General features: G+C 62.3%; 10 protein-coding genes. 6 read left to right on the top strand and 4 right to left on the bottom strand.

Going from position 1 to position 12687, the window contains the following annotated elements; genetic code table 11:
• Positions 1 to 28: 28 nt before the first annotated feature.
• Positions 29 to 1438, bottom strand: a complete 1410-nt coding sequence (locus BOP93_RS10955; protein ID WP_104502621.1) for an OprD family outer membrane porin — start codon at positions 1436 to 1438, stop codon at positions 29 to 31.
• A 288-nt stretch (positions 1439 to 1726) separates the two neighbouring features.
• Between BOP93_RS10955 and hglS the strand changes: the two genes are divergently transcribed.
• Positions 1727 to 3103: a 2-oxoadipate dioxygenase/decarboxylase HglS gene (gene hglS / locus BOP93_RS10950; protein ID WP_104502620.1), complete on the top strand. Its 1377-nt coding sequence runs from the start codon at positions 1727 to 1729 to the stop codon at positions 3101 to 3103.
• Between the two features lie 211 nt (positions 3104 to 3314).
• On the opposite strand, the gene BOP93_RS10945 is transcribed toward hglS, so the two are convergent.
• A complete protein-coding gene (locus BOP93_RS10945; RefSeq protein WP_104502619.1) occupies positions 3315 to 3539 on the bottom strand; it encodes a DUF465 domain-containing protein in 225 nt (74 codons plus the stop codon).
• Between the two features lie 176 nt (positions 3540 to 3715).
• Here BOP93_RS10945 and tkt point away from each other — a divergent pair, with 176 nt between their 5' ends.
• Positions 3716 to 5773, top strand: a complete 2058-nt coding sequence (gene tkt, locus BOP93_RS10940; RefSeq protein WP_104502618.1) for a transketolase — start codon at positions 3716 to 3718, stop codon at positions 5771 to 5773.
• 55 nt (positions 5774 to 5828) lie between these two features.
• Here the strand turns inward: tkt and BOP93_RS10935 are convergent, their stop codons facing one another.
• Both BOP93_RS10935 and BOP93_RS10930 read right to left on the bottom strand, forming a co-directional pair.
• Positions 5829 to 6623, bottom strand: coding sequence for a class II aldolase/adducin family protein (locus tag BOP93_RS10935; RefSeq protein WP_104502617.1), 795 nt, complete (start codon positions 6621 to 6623; stop codon positions 5829 to 5831).
• A 288-nt stretch (positions 6624 to 6911) separates the two neighbouring features.
• The gene (locus tag BOP93_RS10930; protein ID WP_104502616.1) at positions 6912 to 7817 is read right to left on the bottom strand and encodes a LysR family transcriptional regulator; all 906 of its coding nucleotides are present in this window, start codon (positions 7815 to 7817) and stop codon (positions 6912 to 6914) included.
• A 212-nt stretch (positions 7818 to 8029) separates the two neighbouring features.
• On the opposite strand from BOP93_RS10930, the gene BOP93_RS10925 reads away from it, so the two are divergent.
• The 4 genes from BOP93_RS10925 to BOP93_RS10910 all read left to right on the top strand — a co-directional run bounded on the left by BOP93_RS10925 (position 8030) and on the right by BOP93_RS10910 (position 12630).
• Positions 8030 to 8641: a cysteine dioxygenase gene (locus BOP93_RS10925; RefSeq protein WP_104502615.1), complete on the top strand. Its 612-nt coding sequence runs from the start codon at positions 8030 to 8032 to the stop codon at positions 8639 to 8641.
• Positions 8638 to 10221: a rhodanese homology domain-containing protein gene (locus BOP93_RS10920; RefSeq protein WP_104502614.1), complete on the top strand. Its 1584-nt coding sequence runs from the start codon at positions 8638 to 8640 to the stop codon at positions 10219 to 10221. Before BOP93_RS10925 ends, BOP93_RS10920 begins: the two co-directional genes overlap by 4 nt.
• An 83-nt stretch (positions 10222 to 10304) precedes the next feature.
• Complete coding sequence (locus BOP93_RS10915; RefSeq protein WP_104502613.1) at positions 10305 to 11279, top strand: ABC transporter substrate-binding protein; 975 nt, start codon at positions 10305 to 10307, stop codon at positions 11277 to 11279.
• A 10-nt stretch (positions 11280 to 11289) separates the two neighbouring features.
• Positions 11290 to 12630: an LLM class flavin-dependent oxidoreductase gene (locus tag BOP93_RS10910; RefSeq protein WP_104502612.1), complete on the top strand. Its 1341-nt coding sequence runs from the start codon at positions 11290 to 11292 to the stop codon at positions 12628 to 12630.
• The last annotated feature ends 57 nt before the right edge of the window (positions 12631 to 12687 follow it).

Here is a 12687-nt window from a genome sequence, read left to right as displayed (position 1 = left end):
CCAATGATGCCCGGATGCACATGAAGACTTAGAAGATGGCGTACGTGTAGTTAAAGATCAGGCGAGTCTGGTCCTGGTCGGCGGTGCCGGTGTTTTTGCCGTGGTAGGTACCGGTGCGCAAGGTGGTCCCAAAGCCTTTGAGGGGGCCGGCTTGCACCACGTAGTCCAAGCGCAGATCGGTTTCGTTTTCTTTCTGGTCAGGGCCGCCGGCGACCTTGGACTTGATATCGCTGCCGTTGAGGTAGGCAACCGAGGCTTTCAGGCCTGGCACGTAGGCCTTGAAGTCATACGCATACTGGCCGAAGTTGACCTGCTCGCCCGCACGGGAAAACTGCCCGACCACCGCATCGGTGAACAGGTAGAAGTCGCTGCCACCGGCGCCCTGGGCGTGGGGATCGGCAAGGCTGCCCTGGTTGACCCATACAAAACCGCCGTCATCACCCACGCCAATATGACCGAGCATCAGGCTGCTGCCGCCCAGTTGGTAGGTGAAGGCGGCGCTGTAGGTTTTGTTGTCCACTTCGTTGGCATGCCGGGCATAGCCGCCATTGTTGTTGAACTGGTAACCGCTCTCGCCGTTCTTGCCGTCGCTGCGGCTGTCGAAGTAGCGCAGGTCGGTCTTGAAGGATTGGTCGTTGCCCAGTGGCAGCACATGCACCAGGCCCGCGTAGTTCTGTGTGTAGAAGTCTTGCAGTTGCGCGTAGTAGTACTGCAACGTCAGGTTTTTCGCGACCACGTTGTCGGAAGAACCAAACGGTTTGTAGTCCACGCCACCGAATTTGAAGCTGTCGCTGTCCCGTGTACCACCGGCCACGCTCAAACCCGTGGAGTTGCTGGAGGCGCGGCCCTCGACGCGATTCAACTCACCGCCGGTAAAGGTGACATTGGGAATGTCGTTGGAAGTGAGGATGCCCCCGTCAAAGGTCTGCGGCGCCACACGGCTGTCGTTGGAAACCAGGATCGGCAACACGGGCGCAAGGCCGCCGCCGACGTGCAATTCCGTCTGGGAGATACGGAATTTCACGTTACCCGCGGCGCGACCAAAAGAATCGGCAGGCTCAGTGCCGTTGTTTTTGGTCGGGAAAAAGCTGTTGCCGTTGCCGGCAAGGCCCGGCCCTGCGGTATGCCCATCGCCACCGTCGAGGCGCAAGGCACCGAAGGCCAGGACGTCGAAACCGACGCCCAGGGTGCCTTGGGTGTAGCCGGACTTGTAGTCAAAGCGCAGCATGGTCGCGGCTTCACGCAGGTCGTTATTGCTGCCCGAGCGGTTGTCCGCGCTGTAGTACATGGTTCGTGAACTGACGGCCGCGTGGCTGTCTTCGAGAAAGCCGCTATGCCCGTTGCCGGTGCCGAGCGCGCCAAGGCCGAAGTCATCGGCATAGGCCTGTTGTGCAAGTACGGCGGTGCCGATGGACAACGCGAGTGTAGAAATTTTCATTAACGACGGCCCCTGAATATTTTTTTATGTGAGCGATGTGCGAAACGACGTTTTCATCCCTGCAAACGTGACGATTCTTTCACGCCGGCCGGGACGGGCTCCGTGAAGAATTAGTTAGGAAAAGCGCACGAATATGAAATTTCAGCGCGGCTGTTTTTTGTCATATTCACGTCATCTCATTCATTCGCAGAATGAAGTCCAGAGGATTCTTCGTTTGCAAGCCGGCGTGACGCTCAACAAAATCGGGACAAGGCCATTTTTTCCATCACACCCATCAGGAATTTTTCTATGCACGCCACCGCCCATGTCAGTCCCGACGAGATCCGCAAGGGCTTTTCCAAGGCCATGTCCGACATGTACCGGGATGAAGTTCCGTTGTACGGCGCGCTGCTGGAACTGGTGGCGCAGACCAATGAGCGCGTGCTGGAGGGCGACCAGGGCCTGGCCGAGCACCTGCACCGCACCGGCGAGATCCAGCGCCTGGGCATGGAGCGCCACGGTGCGATCCGCCTGGGCACCGCCGCCGAACTGGCGACCATCAGCCGCCTGTTTGCGGTCATGGGCATGCAACCGGTGGGCTATTACGACCTGACACCCGCTGGTGTGCCGGTGCATTCCACCGCCTTTCGCGCCGTGCATGAGCAGTCACTGCAAGCCAGCCCGTTCCGCGTGTTCACCTCGTTGCTGCGCCTGGAACTGATCGAAAGCCCCGCGCTGCGCAGCTTCGCCGAAGCCGCCCTGGCCAAGCGCTCGATCTTCACGCCTGGCGTCCTGGCGTTGATCGAACAGGCCGAAACCGACGGCGGCCTCGATGCCGACGATGCCGAGGCATTTATCCGCCAGGCGCTGGAGACCTTTCGCTGGCACCACAGCGCCACCGTCACGGCCGCGCAATATCGCCAACTCAGCGACCAGCATCGCCTGATCGCCGACGTGGTGGCCTTCAAGGGCCCGCACATCAACCATCTCACCCCGCGCACCCTGGACATCGATCAGGTACAGGCCGCCATGCCCACCAACGGCATCACCCCCAAAGCCGTGATTGAAGGCCCACCTCGGCGAAACTGCCCGATCCTGCTGCGCCAGACCAGTTTCAAGGCGCTCGACGAACCCATTGCCTTTACCGATACCCAGGGCAGCCACAGCGCGCGCTTCGGTGAAATCGAACAACGCGGCGTCGCGCTCACGCCCAAGGGCCGCGCCCTGTACGACCAGTTGCTCAATGCCGCCCGCGACGAGCTCGGCGCATTCCCCAACGAGGCCAATGCCGCGCGCTATGAGCAGTTGATGGCGCAACACTTCCAGGCATTCCCGGACAACCACGCACAGATGCGCGAGCAAGGCCTGGCCTACTTTCGCTATTTCCCCAGCGCAAAAGGCTTGGCGGCCCGCGGCCAGCCCGACCAGCCGCGCACGCTGCAGGCATTGCTCAGCGCAGGGCACGTGGAGGTGGAACCGCTGGTGTACGAAGACTTCTTGCCGGTGAGCGCTGCGGGGATCTTCCAGTCGAACCTGGGCGATGGCGCGCAGAGCAACTATGCGGCCCATTCAAACAGGATCGAGTTCGAGCGGGCGCTGGGCCGCAGCACGATTGACGAATTGCAGCTGTATGGGCAGACGCAGCAGCGTTCCGTGGATAAGTGCATGAGGATGCTGCTGGTATAAGACGCTGCTGGTAAAAACCGAAAGTGTCCACCCGGCTCAACAACGCAATCCTTGCATCGCAAAAAGCCCCAGAGCCGGGTGGACGGGGCGCATCTTAAGGAGCGAGGTTGAGCTTGTCGCTCAAACTATTCTGAACAAATCTGCCTATTCGAATGGAACAGACCTGGTGTGGCGAGGGGACTTGCCCCTCACCACCGGCTACGGGTTTCACTCAACCCAGCTTCGCGACAATTTCATCTTTGATCAACAACCGTTTCTTCTTCAGCTTTTCCACTTCTTCATCGCTGGCGCTTGCCGATTCAGCCTTAAGCACCTCCCCGTCGGCAGCGTCGTATTGCGTGAGCAGCGAGTCCAGCCGTTTGTCCCCCGCCCTGCGCTCGTGAACGACTTCCTTGCTCAACCCCAAGTCCTGATACAGGTCGTGTTTCACTGGCATGACTTACCTCCACAGTAGTTGATCAATGGCCTACCCTTTGAAGCTAGCCCATTCCCCGGGGTCTTGTCATGTTCGAGGTCAATGCGGCCCCGTTCGTCGTAACCACGGCAATGGAATCAAACCTTTGCCCTGCCCTGCCCTCCACTGTAGATAGCCACTCGAGGGAGACCGGTTTCATGAATCACACCGCAACCGCCGCCGACACGCAATGCATCAACACGATCCGCACCTTGGCCATGGATGCCGTGCAGAAGGCCAACTCGGGCCACCCCGGCACGCCCATGGGCCTGGCGCCGGTGGGTTATACGTTGTGGAGTCGTTTCCTGCGTTATCACCCGGAGCATCCCGACTGGCCCAATCGCGACCGCTTTGTGTTGTCGGTGGGGCATGCGTCGATGCTGCTGTATTCGCTGCTGCACCTGGCCGGCGTGGTGGAGATCGATGCCCACGGCAAGCGTTCAGGGCAGCCGGCGGTGAGCCTGGACGACATCAAGCAGTTCCGCCAGATGAGTTCCAGGACCCCGGGGCACCCCGAGTACCGCATGACCACCGGCGTGGAAACCACCACCGGCCCTCTCGGCCAGGGCTGCGCCAACAGCGTGGGCATGGCCATGGCCGAGCGTTGGCTGGCCAAGCGTTTCAACCGCGACGGCCAGGTGCTGTTCGATTACGACGTCTACACCCTGTGCGGTGATGGCGACATGATGGAAGGCATCAGCAGCGAAGCGGCGTCAATGGCCGGGCATTTGCAGCTCGATAACCTGTGCTGGATCTACGACAACAACACCATCAGCATCGAGGGCCACACCGAGCTGGCCTTCAGTGAAAATGTAATCAAGCGCTTCCAGGCGTATGGCTGGCACACCGTGCATGTCACCGACGCCAATGATCTGCAGGCATTGAGTGTGGCGCTGGAAACCTTCAAGGCCAATACCGGCGCACCGACCCTGATCGTGGTTGACAGCGTCATCGGCTACGGCTCGCCGCACAAACACAACACTGCCGCCGCCCATGGCGAGCCGTTGGGCGAAGACGAAATTCGCCTGACCAAGGCCGCCTATGGCTGGCCACAGGACGCCAGTTTCCTGGTGCCCGATGAGGCGCGCGCAACGTTGCGCGATGCACTCATCGAACGGGCCGAGCCGCTGTTTGCCGAGTGGAACCAGACACTGGCCTGCCTCGATCCGCAACGGGCCGATGAGCTGCAGCGCATGCGCGCCGGGGAAATGCCCGAGCAATGGCAGGCTGCCTTGCCAAGCTTTGCCGCCGATGCCAAGGGCGTCGCCAGCCGAGCGTCGGGCGGCGAGGTGCTGAACGCTTTTGCGCAAAATATCCCGTGGTTGCTGGGCGGCTCTGCGGATCTCTCGCCGTCGACCAAGACCAACCTCACCTTCGACGGCGCGGGGCGTTTCAGTGCCGACGACTACAGCGGGCGCAACCTGCACTTTGGTATTCGCGAGCATGCCATGGGCGCGATTGCCAACGGCATGGCGCTGTCCTACCTGCGGCCGTACACCTCGACGTTTCTGGTGTTCAGCGATTATATGAAACCGCCGATCCGGCTGGCGGCGATTATGGAGTTGCCGGTGATATTCGTGTTTACCCACGACTCCATCGGCGTGGGCGAAGACGGCCCGACGCATCAACCCATCGAACACCTGACTCAACTGCGCGCCACCCCGGGCTTGCTGACCCTACGCCCAGGGGATGCGAATGAAACCCTTGAGTTGTGGAAGGTGGCACTGGCGCAAACCCATCGGCCCAGTTGTGTCGTGCTGTCGCGCCAGCCGCTGCCGACCCTGGACCGCAGCCGCTACGCGTCGGCCGCAGGTGCGGCCAAGGGCGCCTATGTGTTGGCCGGTGCGGATAAGCCAGAGGTGATCCTGATCGCCACTGGCAGTGAGGTCAGCCTGGCGGTCGCGGCCTATGAACAACTCACGGGTGAAGGCATTGCCGCGCAGGTGGTGTCGATGCCCAGTTGGGAACTGTTTGAAGACCAGGACCAGGCTTACCGCGACGGCGTCTTGCCGCCGTCCGTGAAGGCCCGGGTGGTGGTGGAGCAGGCCGGCCCCCTGGGCTGGGACCGCTACGTCGGACAGACCGGCGCCAAAGTGGTGATGAACAGCTTTGGCGCGTCGGCACCCCTGGCAAAGTTGCAGGAAAAGTTCGGCTTCACGCTGGAAAACGTGGTGACGTTGGCCAAGCAGCAAATCCAGCACAACCGGCCTGAATAAACCGCGTCAATGCGCGGGGGGCTTGCTCCCTGCTGCATCTGCGCGTGGCTGGGGATCAGTTTTTATAGTCGGTATCGGTGCGTTCCAACTGCCGAATCAACGCATTCCAATGCCGCGCCACCCCAGGCCCTTCCCCACTGCTGAACACCTTGGCCTGCTGCTCGACCCTGGCCACCACTTCAGCGGGTGGAAACACCAACGCCGCATTCCCGCCCGCCTGCGCCGCAATCTGGATATTGCATGCCCGCTCAAGCCCTTGCAGTTGTTGAAACGCATGCTCCACGCTGATGCCCGCAGTCAACAGCCCGTGGTTACGCAGGATCATCACACTTTTGTCGCCCAGGTCCGACACCAACCGTTCGCGCTCGTCCAGGTCCAGGGCCACCCCTTCGTAGCCGTGATAGGCCACACGCCCGGAAAACGCGATGGAATGCTGCGAGATCGGCAGCAACCCGTCCTTCTGCGCAGACACCGCAATACCGTCGCGGGTGTGGGTGTGCAGCACCGCTTGCAAATCGTGGCGGGCGCCATGAATGGCGCTGTGGATCACATAGCCGGCGTAATTGATGCCGAGCCCGGTGGGGTCGTCGACCAGGGTGCCGTCGAGATCAACCTTGACCAGGTTGGAGGCACTGATTTCATCGAACAGCAGCCCGAACGCGTTGATCAGGAAATGCTCCTCGGGCCCCGGTACCCGGGCGGAGAAGTGCGTGTAGATATGGTCGGTCCATTTGTACAGGGCTGCCAGGCGATAGGCGGCGGCCAGTTTGACGCGCACTTCCCACTCCTCTGGCGTGACGCGCTGGCGGACGGTATTGGCGACGCTGGATAGCGAGGTAACGCTGCTCATGGCAAAACTTCCTGGATGGCCTTAAGGACTTCCAGGCCAGCCTAGGGGATGCCCAAAAATAATAAAAAGCACATTTTAATCTAAGCTAATTATTATTAATTTTCATAAAGAGGTGACAACGACAAAAGACAAATGTGGGAAGGGGCTTGCTCCCGATGGCGGTGGGTCTACCAACATCAGTGTTTGCTGAGCCGACGTCTTCGCGGGCAAGCCCCCTCCCACATTTGGACCGAGGCGTCTCAGTTGGGAAGCTTGGGACACCGTGAAGGGAGCAAGCTCCCGGGGGGTTCAGGCCGCGTTGCGAATCTTGTGCAGCGAATCGGCCACCCATTTGCCAAATGCATCCACCGGCCCCTGCAGGTTGCCAAGAAAGTGCGGATAGATCAGCCATAGATCCATGACCGGCTTGAAATCCTTCAACGGCATCACGGCCAGTTGTTCTCGGTGGGCACTGCGCTCGAGCAACGGCCGTGGTACCAGGCCCAGGCCCAGCCCATCCGCCACCAGCCCCAGTTGCAATTCAGTGCCGAAGGTTTCCAGGTTGACCCGCAAGGCCAGTCCCTGATCCGCCAGGGTGCGCTGCAAGCCGGCACGAAAGCCGCACCCGTCCGGGTTGAGAATCCAGCCGCCCTGGTACACATCGGCCAGCTTGCACGGTTTTTTCGGCAGTTGCGCCCTGGCGCACACCACCACCAGTTCCATCTTGCCGATGGACTCACCGACGACAGTGTCCGCAAAGATCTTGCCCGCCGGGAACAAGGCCACCGCCGCATCCAGCTCGCCGCGTTCGATCTTGCCCACCAATTGGCTGCCCCAGCCCGTGGCCACCTGGGCGCGCAGGTCGGCGTACTCGGTGCGCAAGTGCTTGAGCGCATCGAGCAGCACCACATCGCCGATGGTCTGCGGCACACCCAGTCGCAGCACGCCAGTGGGCGGTGCATCGGCGGCGACCAACTCGCGCAGCGCGTCCATCTCACGCAGGATCAGCCGGCACTGCTCATACACCCGGGTACCGATCAGCGTTGGCTTGAGGGGTTTGGTGTTGCGGTCGAACAACTCCACCCCCAGCGCCTGCTCGAAGTTCTGCACACGGCGGGTGATGGCCGGCTGGGTCAATTGCAACGACTCGGCGGCATGGCTGATGGACTGGCAACGAATCACTTCGACAAAGGCATCGATATCGTCAATTTTCATTTGGGTCGCACATAGAGAACAGTCATTAAGATGTGTGGCAAGCATAGTGGGCACAACCGGGTCTGGATAGCCCGCCCTGTGATCGATAACGTCTAACACTATGCAGAGCGGTTCTAAATTACATGCAGCTATAAGCTAATCATTAAAAAATAGCATATTAACCATTAACATTATGCTTAGATAAGGCCATCAACACCGCCAATGGAATGTTCATGAGCCAGGCCCGACACCCCGAGAGACTGCGCGCCTTTATTGGCGCCTTGGCTGAGCTGATCGACGGCAACCCGCGCGAAGGCGACCTGCTGCACCGCGGCGGCAAGCTGCTGGCGCAACTGGTCAGCCATGACGACTGGCTGCCCGACGAGTTCGCCCAACCCGACCCCGAGCGCTACCAGCAATTTTTGCTGCACGCCGATTCGCGCCAGCGCTTCAGCATCGTCAGCTTTGTCTGGGGCCCGGGCCAACGCACGCCGATTCACGATCATCGAGTGTGGGGGCTGATCGGCATGTTGCGTGGCGCGGAGTTTTCCCAGGGGTTTGCCCGCACGGCCGATGGCGCGCTGGTCGCCGAGGGCACGCCGGTGCACCTGCGGCCGGGCCAGGTCGAAGCGGTGTCGCCCAAGGTCGGTGATATCCATCAGGTGAGCAATGCCCACGCGGACCAGGTGTCCATCAGCATTCATGTGTACGGCGCCAACATCGGCGCGGTGCGCCGTGCGGTGTATCAAGCCGACGGCAGCGAGAAACTGTTCATCTCCGGTTATTCCAACGCCTACCTCCCGAATATCTGGGACCTGTCCAAAGAAAAGAGCCCTGCCCTATGAGCACCGTACCGACCCGCAGCTTTGCCCAGATTCGCCAGGCCCTGCTGAACCGTGAGGAAGTCGCCCTGGTAGACGTGCGCGAGGAAGCGCCGTTTGCCCAAGGCCATCCGCTGTTTGCCGCGAATATCTCGCTGTCCAAGCTGGAACTGGAGGTGTATTCGCGCATTCCACGCCGCGATACCCAGGTTACGCTGTACGACAACGCTGAAGGATTGGCCGAACGCGCCGCCGAACGCCTGGTTGCGCTGGGTTACACGCGGGTCAGCCTGCTTGAGGGTGGGCTTGAGGGTTGGCGCCAGGCCGGTGGCGAGCTGTTTATCGACGTCAATGTGCCGAGCAAAGCCTTCGGCGAACTGGTGGAACACCAGCGCCACACGCCGTCCCTGGCGGCCGAGGAGGTCCAGGCGCTGCTCGATAGCCAGGCCGACGTGGTGGTCCTCGACGCCCGGCGTTTCGATGAATACCAGACCATGAGTATCCCCACCGGCATCAGCGTGCCGGGTGCCGAGTTGGTGCTGCGTGCCCGTGAACTGGCCCCGGACCCGGCCACGCGCATTATCGTCAACTGCGCCGGGCGTACCCGCAGCATCATCGGCACCCAGTCGTTGATCAATGCCGGCGTGGCCAACCCGGTGTCGGCGCTGCGCAACGGCACCATCGGCTGGACCCTGGCCGGGCAGGCACTCGCCCATGGCCAGGCGCGCCGCTTTGCGCCGACCGCCGAGGAGCATCGGCGCAGCGCCGCCCGGCAGGCGCGCGGCGTAGCCGACAAGGCTCGCGTTGGGCGCGCAACCCTCGATGACCTGCAACGCTGGCAGCAGGATGGAACGCGCACCACCTACCTGTTCGACGTGCGCACCCCGGAAGAATTCGCAGCCGGGCACCTGCCCGGCGCCCGTTCCACACCGGGCGGGCAACTGGTGCAGGAAACCGACCACGTTGCCAGCGTGCGTGGCGCGCGCCTGGTATTGGTGGACGATGACGGTGTGCGCGCGAACATGTCGGCGTCCTGGCTCGCGCAATTGGGCTGGGAAGTCTTTGTGCTGGACGAGCTGCAAGACGCGCATTTCAGCGCACAGGGCGCCTGGGTCGCCCCGGTGCCCGCGCCGCACCAGGCCGAACTGATCAGCCCGCAGACACTGGCCGACTGGCTCGAGCATGGCGACACCGTGGTGCTGGATTTCACCGCCAGCGCCAATTACGTGAAACGTCATATCCCCGGCGCCTGGTGGGTGCTGCGCGCGCAATTGCCCGAAGCGCTGGCCAAGGTGCCCACTGCGCAGCGCTACGTACTGACCTGCGGCAGCAGCCAGTTGGCGCGCCTGGCGGTGGCCGAAGTGGAAGCCCTGACCGGCAGGCAGGTGTTCCTGTTGCAGGACGGCACCGCCGCCTGGATCGCCGCGCAACTGCCGCTGGAAGAAGGTGAACGCCGTCTTGCCTCACCGCGCATCGACCGCTACCGCCGCCCCTACGAAGGCACCGATAACCCACGGGAAGCCATGCAGGCCTACCTGGATTGGGAATTCGGCCTGGTCGAGCAATTGGCGCGCGACGCCACCCACGGTTTCTACGTGATCTGATCCACTGCTGCACCGTTCCCGGAAATCCGACCCCTTCTCCAGGCGGAGGCATGTTCCCTTACCCAACGCCTGGAGTCTGTCCCATGCTGTCTACTACCCCATTCAAGCGCCTGCTGCTGGGCGGCGCCCTGGCGCTCGGCCTGCTCGGCAACGCCCACGCCGCCGACCTGCAACCCCTGCGCGTGGCCAACCAGAAATCGACGATCAAAGCGCTGCTGGAAGCTTCGGGCGAAACCCGAAACGTACCGTACGAGATCAAATGGTCGGAATTCCCCTCGGCCTCGCCCCTGGGCGAAGCGCTGAATGCCGGCGCGGTGGATGTCGGCGCCCTGGGCGATGCGCCCTATGTGTTCGCCCTCGGCGCCGGTGCGTCGCTCAAAGTGATCAGCATCATCCACGCCGAAGGGCGTAACACCACTGCCCTGCTGGTGCCGCAGGATTCGCCGATCAAGACCGCCGCCGACCTCAAGGGCAAGAAGATCGTCACCGGGCGCGGCTCCATCGGGCACTACCTGGCGATCAAGGCCCTGGCCAGCGCAGGCCTGACCTCACAGGATGTGCAGTTCATCTTCCTGCTGCCCGCCGAATCGCGGCTGGTGCTGGACAACGGCACCGCCGACGCCTGGGCCACCTGGGACCCCTACACCACCGTGGTCACCTCGCAAAGCAACGCCCGTGTGCTGGTCAGCGGGAAACATCTGTTGAGCAACCACCTGTACTTCGCCGCCACCGAACAGGCCATTGCCGACAAACGCGTGCAACTGGACGACTTTGTCGCCCGGGTTGACCGCGCCTACGCCTGGGCCAACCGCCACCCCGACGAGTACGCCGCGGCCCAGGCCAAAATCACCGGCCTGCCGTTGGCCGTGCACATCGAAGTGGCCAAGGATACCCGTCTGTCCCCGGTACTGATCGACGACGCGGTGATCAGCGGCCTGCAAGCCACTGCCGACACCTACCAGAAAGAAGGTCTGTTGAGCCGGCATATCGACGTGTCGCAAGGCTTCGACAAACGCTTCAACGCCCTGCGCGCCCCCAATTCCCAAGCCTCACGCTAAGGAGCAGCCCATGAGCAAGCCACGTCAATTGAAACTCGGTGCCATGGTGCATGGTGTCGGCCACGGCTGGGGCGAATGGCGCCACCCGCAGGCGCAGCCCGACGCCAGTACGAATTTCGGCTTTTACAGGCAGCAGACCGAATTGGCCGAAGCCTCGCGGTTCGACTTCGTGTTCATCGCCGACAGCCTGCATATCCACGCCAAGTCCAGCCCGCACTACCTCAACCGCTTCGAACCGCTGACGATCCTGTCGGCCCTGGCCGCGCTGACCAGCCATATCGGCCTGGTCGCCACCGTGACCGTCAGCTACACCGAGCCCTACCAGGTGGCGCGCCAGCTGGCCTCGCTGGACCATATCAGCGGTGGTCGCGCCGGATGGAATGTGGTCACCTCGTGGCTGAGCGGCACCGCCGACAACTTCGGCAAGGCCGAACACCCGCCTCACGCCGTGCGCTACCGCATCGCCAAGGAACACCTGAACGTGGTCAAGGGCCTGTGGGACTCCTGGGAGGACGACGCCTTTGCCTATGACAAGCAAAGCGGCGAATTCTTCACCCCGCACAAGTTGCATGCACTCAACCACAAGGGCGAATTCTTCGCGGTCAAGGGCCCACTGAATATCGCGCGTTCGCGCCAGGGCCAGCCGGTGATTTTCCAGGCCGGCACCTCCGAAGACGGGCGCAACTTTGCCGCGCAGAACGCCGACGCGATCTTTGTGCATGCCGAGGACATCGACGAGGCCAAAGCCTACACGGCCGATTTGAAACGCCGCGCCAGGGGCTTCGGGCGTGACGCCGGCAGCCTGTCGATCTTGCCGGGTATCCGGCCGATCGTGGGACGCGATGCCGCCGAAGTGGAAAGCCGGTACCAACAGGCGTTGGAGCTGGTCAGCGTGGAAGATGCGATCGTCGCCCTCGGCCGTCCGTTCAACGACCATGACTTCAGCCAATACCCGCTCGATGCGCCGTTCCCCGAACTGGGCGACCTGGGCGCCAACAGCCAGAAAGGCGGCTCTGAACGCATCAAGCAACTGGCCAGGGACGAGGGGCTGACCCTGCGTGAAGTGGCGCTGCGGTTCTCGCGGCCCAGGCGCGATTTTGTCGGCACGCCGGAACAGGTCGCCGATACGATCCAGCGCTGGTTCGAGGCGGGTGCCAGCGATGGCTTCATCATCAACTCGGTGCTGCCCGATGGCTTGCAGTACTTCACTGAGTTGGTGGTACCGGTGTTGCAGCAGCGTGGGCTGTTCCGTACCGAGTACAGCGGGCAGACGCTGCGCGACAACCTCGGCCTGCAAGTGCCGGCCAACCGCTACAGCTCGGTTGAAGCCGCCGAAAAAGCCCTGGCCTGACACTATCCCCTGTGGGAGGGGGCTTGCCCCCGATGGCGGTATGTCAGGCGATACATA

Source organism: Pseudomonas orientalis, assembly GCF_002934065.1.
Lineage (GTDB): Bacteria > Pseudomonadota > Gammaproteobacteria > Pseudomonadales > Pseudomonadaceae > Aquipseudomonas > Aquipseudomonas orientalis_A.
The sequence above is the reverse complement of the archived record's forward strand: the minus strand, read 5'-3'. Positions and strand labels throughout refer to the sequence as shown.

Bases quoted from the DNA above. Each gene is read 5' to 3' on its own strand.
- BOP93_RS10955 (WP_104502621.1), bottom strand. From the start codon at position 1,438: ATGAAAATTTCTACACTCGCGTTGTCCATCGGCACCGCCGTACTTGCA.
- hglS (WP_104502620.1), top strand. From the start codon at position 1,727: ATGCACGCCACCGCCCATGTCAGTCCCGACGAGATCCGCAAGGGCTTT.
- BOP93_RS10945 (WP_104502619.1), bottom strand. From the start codon at position 3,539: ATGCCAGTGAAACACGACCTGTATCAGGACTTGGGGTTGAGCAAGGAA.
- tkt (WP_104502618.1), top strand. From the start codon at position 3,716: ATGAATCACACCGCAACCGCCGCCGACACGCAATGCATCAACACGATC.
- BOP93_RS10935 (WP_104502617.1), bottom strand. From the start codon at position 6,623: ATGAGCAGCGTTACCTCGCTATCCAGCGTCGCCAATACCGTCCGCCAG.
- BOP93_RS10930 (WP_104502616.1), bottom strand. From the start codon at position 7,817: ATGAAAATTGACGATATCGATGCCTTTGTCGAAGTGATTCGTTGCCAG.
- BOP93_RS10925 (WP_104502615.1), top strand. From the start codon at position 8,030: ATGAGCCAGGCCCGACACCCCGAGAGACTGCGCGCCTTTATTGGCGCC.
- BOP93_RS10920 (WP_104502614.1), top strand. From the start codon at position 8,638: ATGAGCACCGTACCGACCCGCAGCTTTGCCCAGATTCGCCAGGCCCTG.
- BOP93_RS10915 (WP_104502613.1), top strand. From the start codon at position 10,305: ATGCTGTCTACTACCCCATTCAAGCGCCTGCTGCTGGGCGGCGCCCTG.
- BOP93_RS10910 (WP_104502612.1), top strand. From the start codon at position 11,290: ATGAGCAAGCCACGTCAATTGAAACTCGGTGCCATGGTGCATGGTGTC.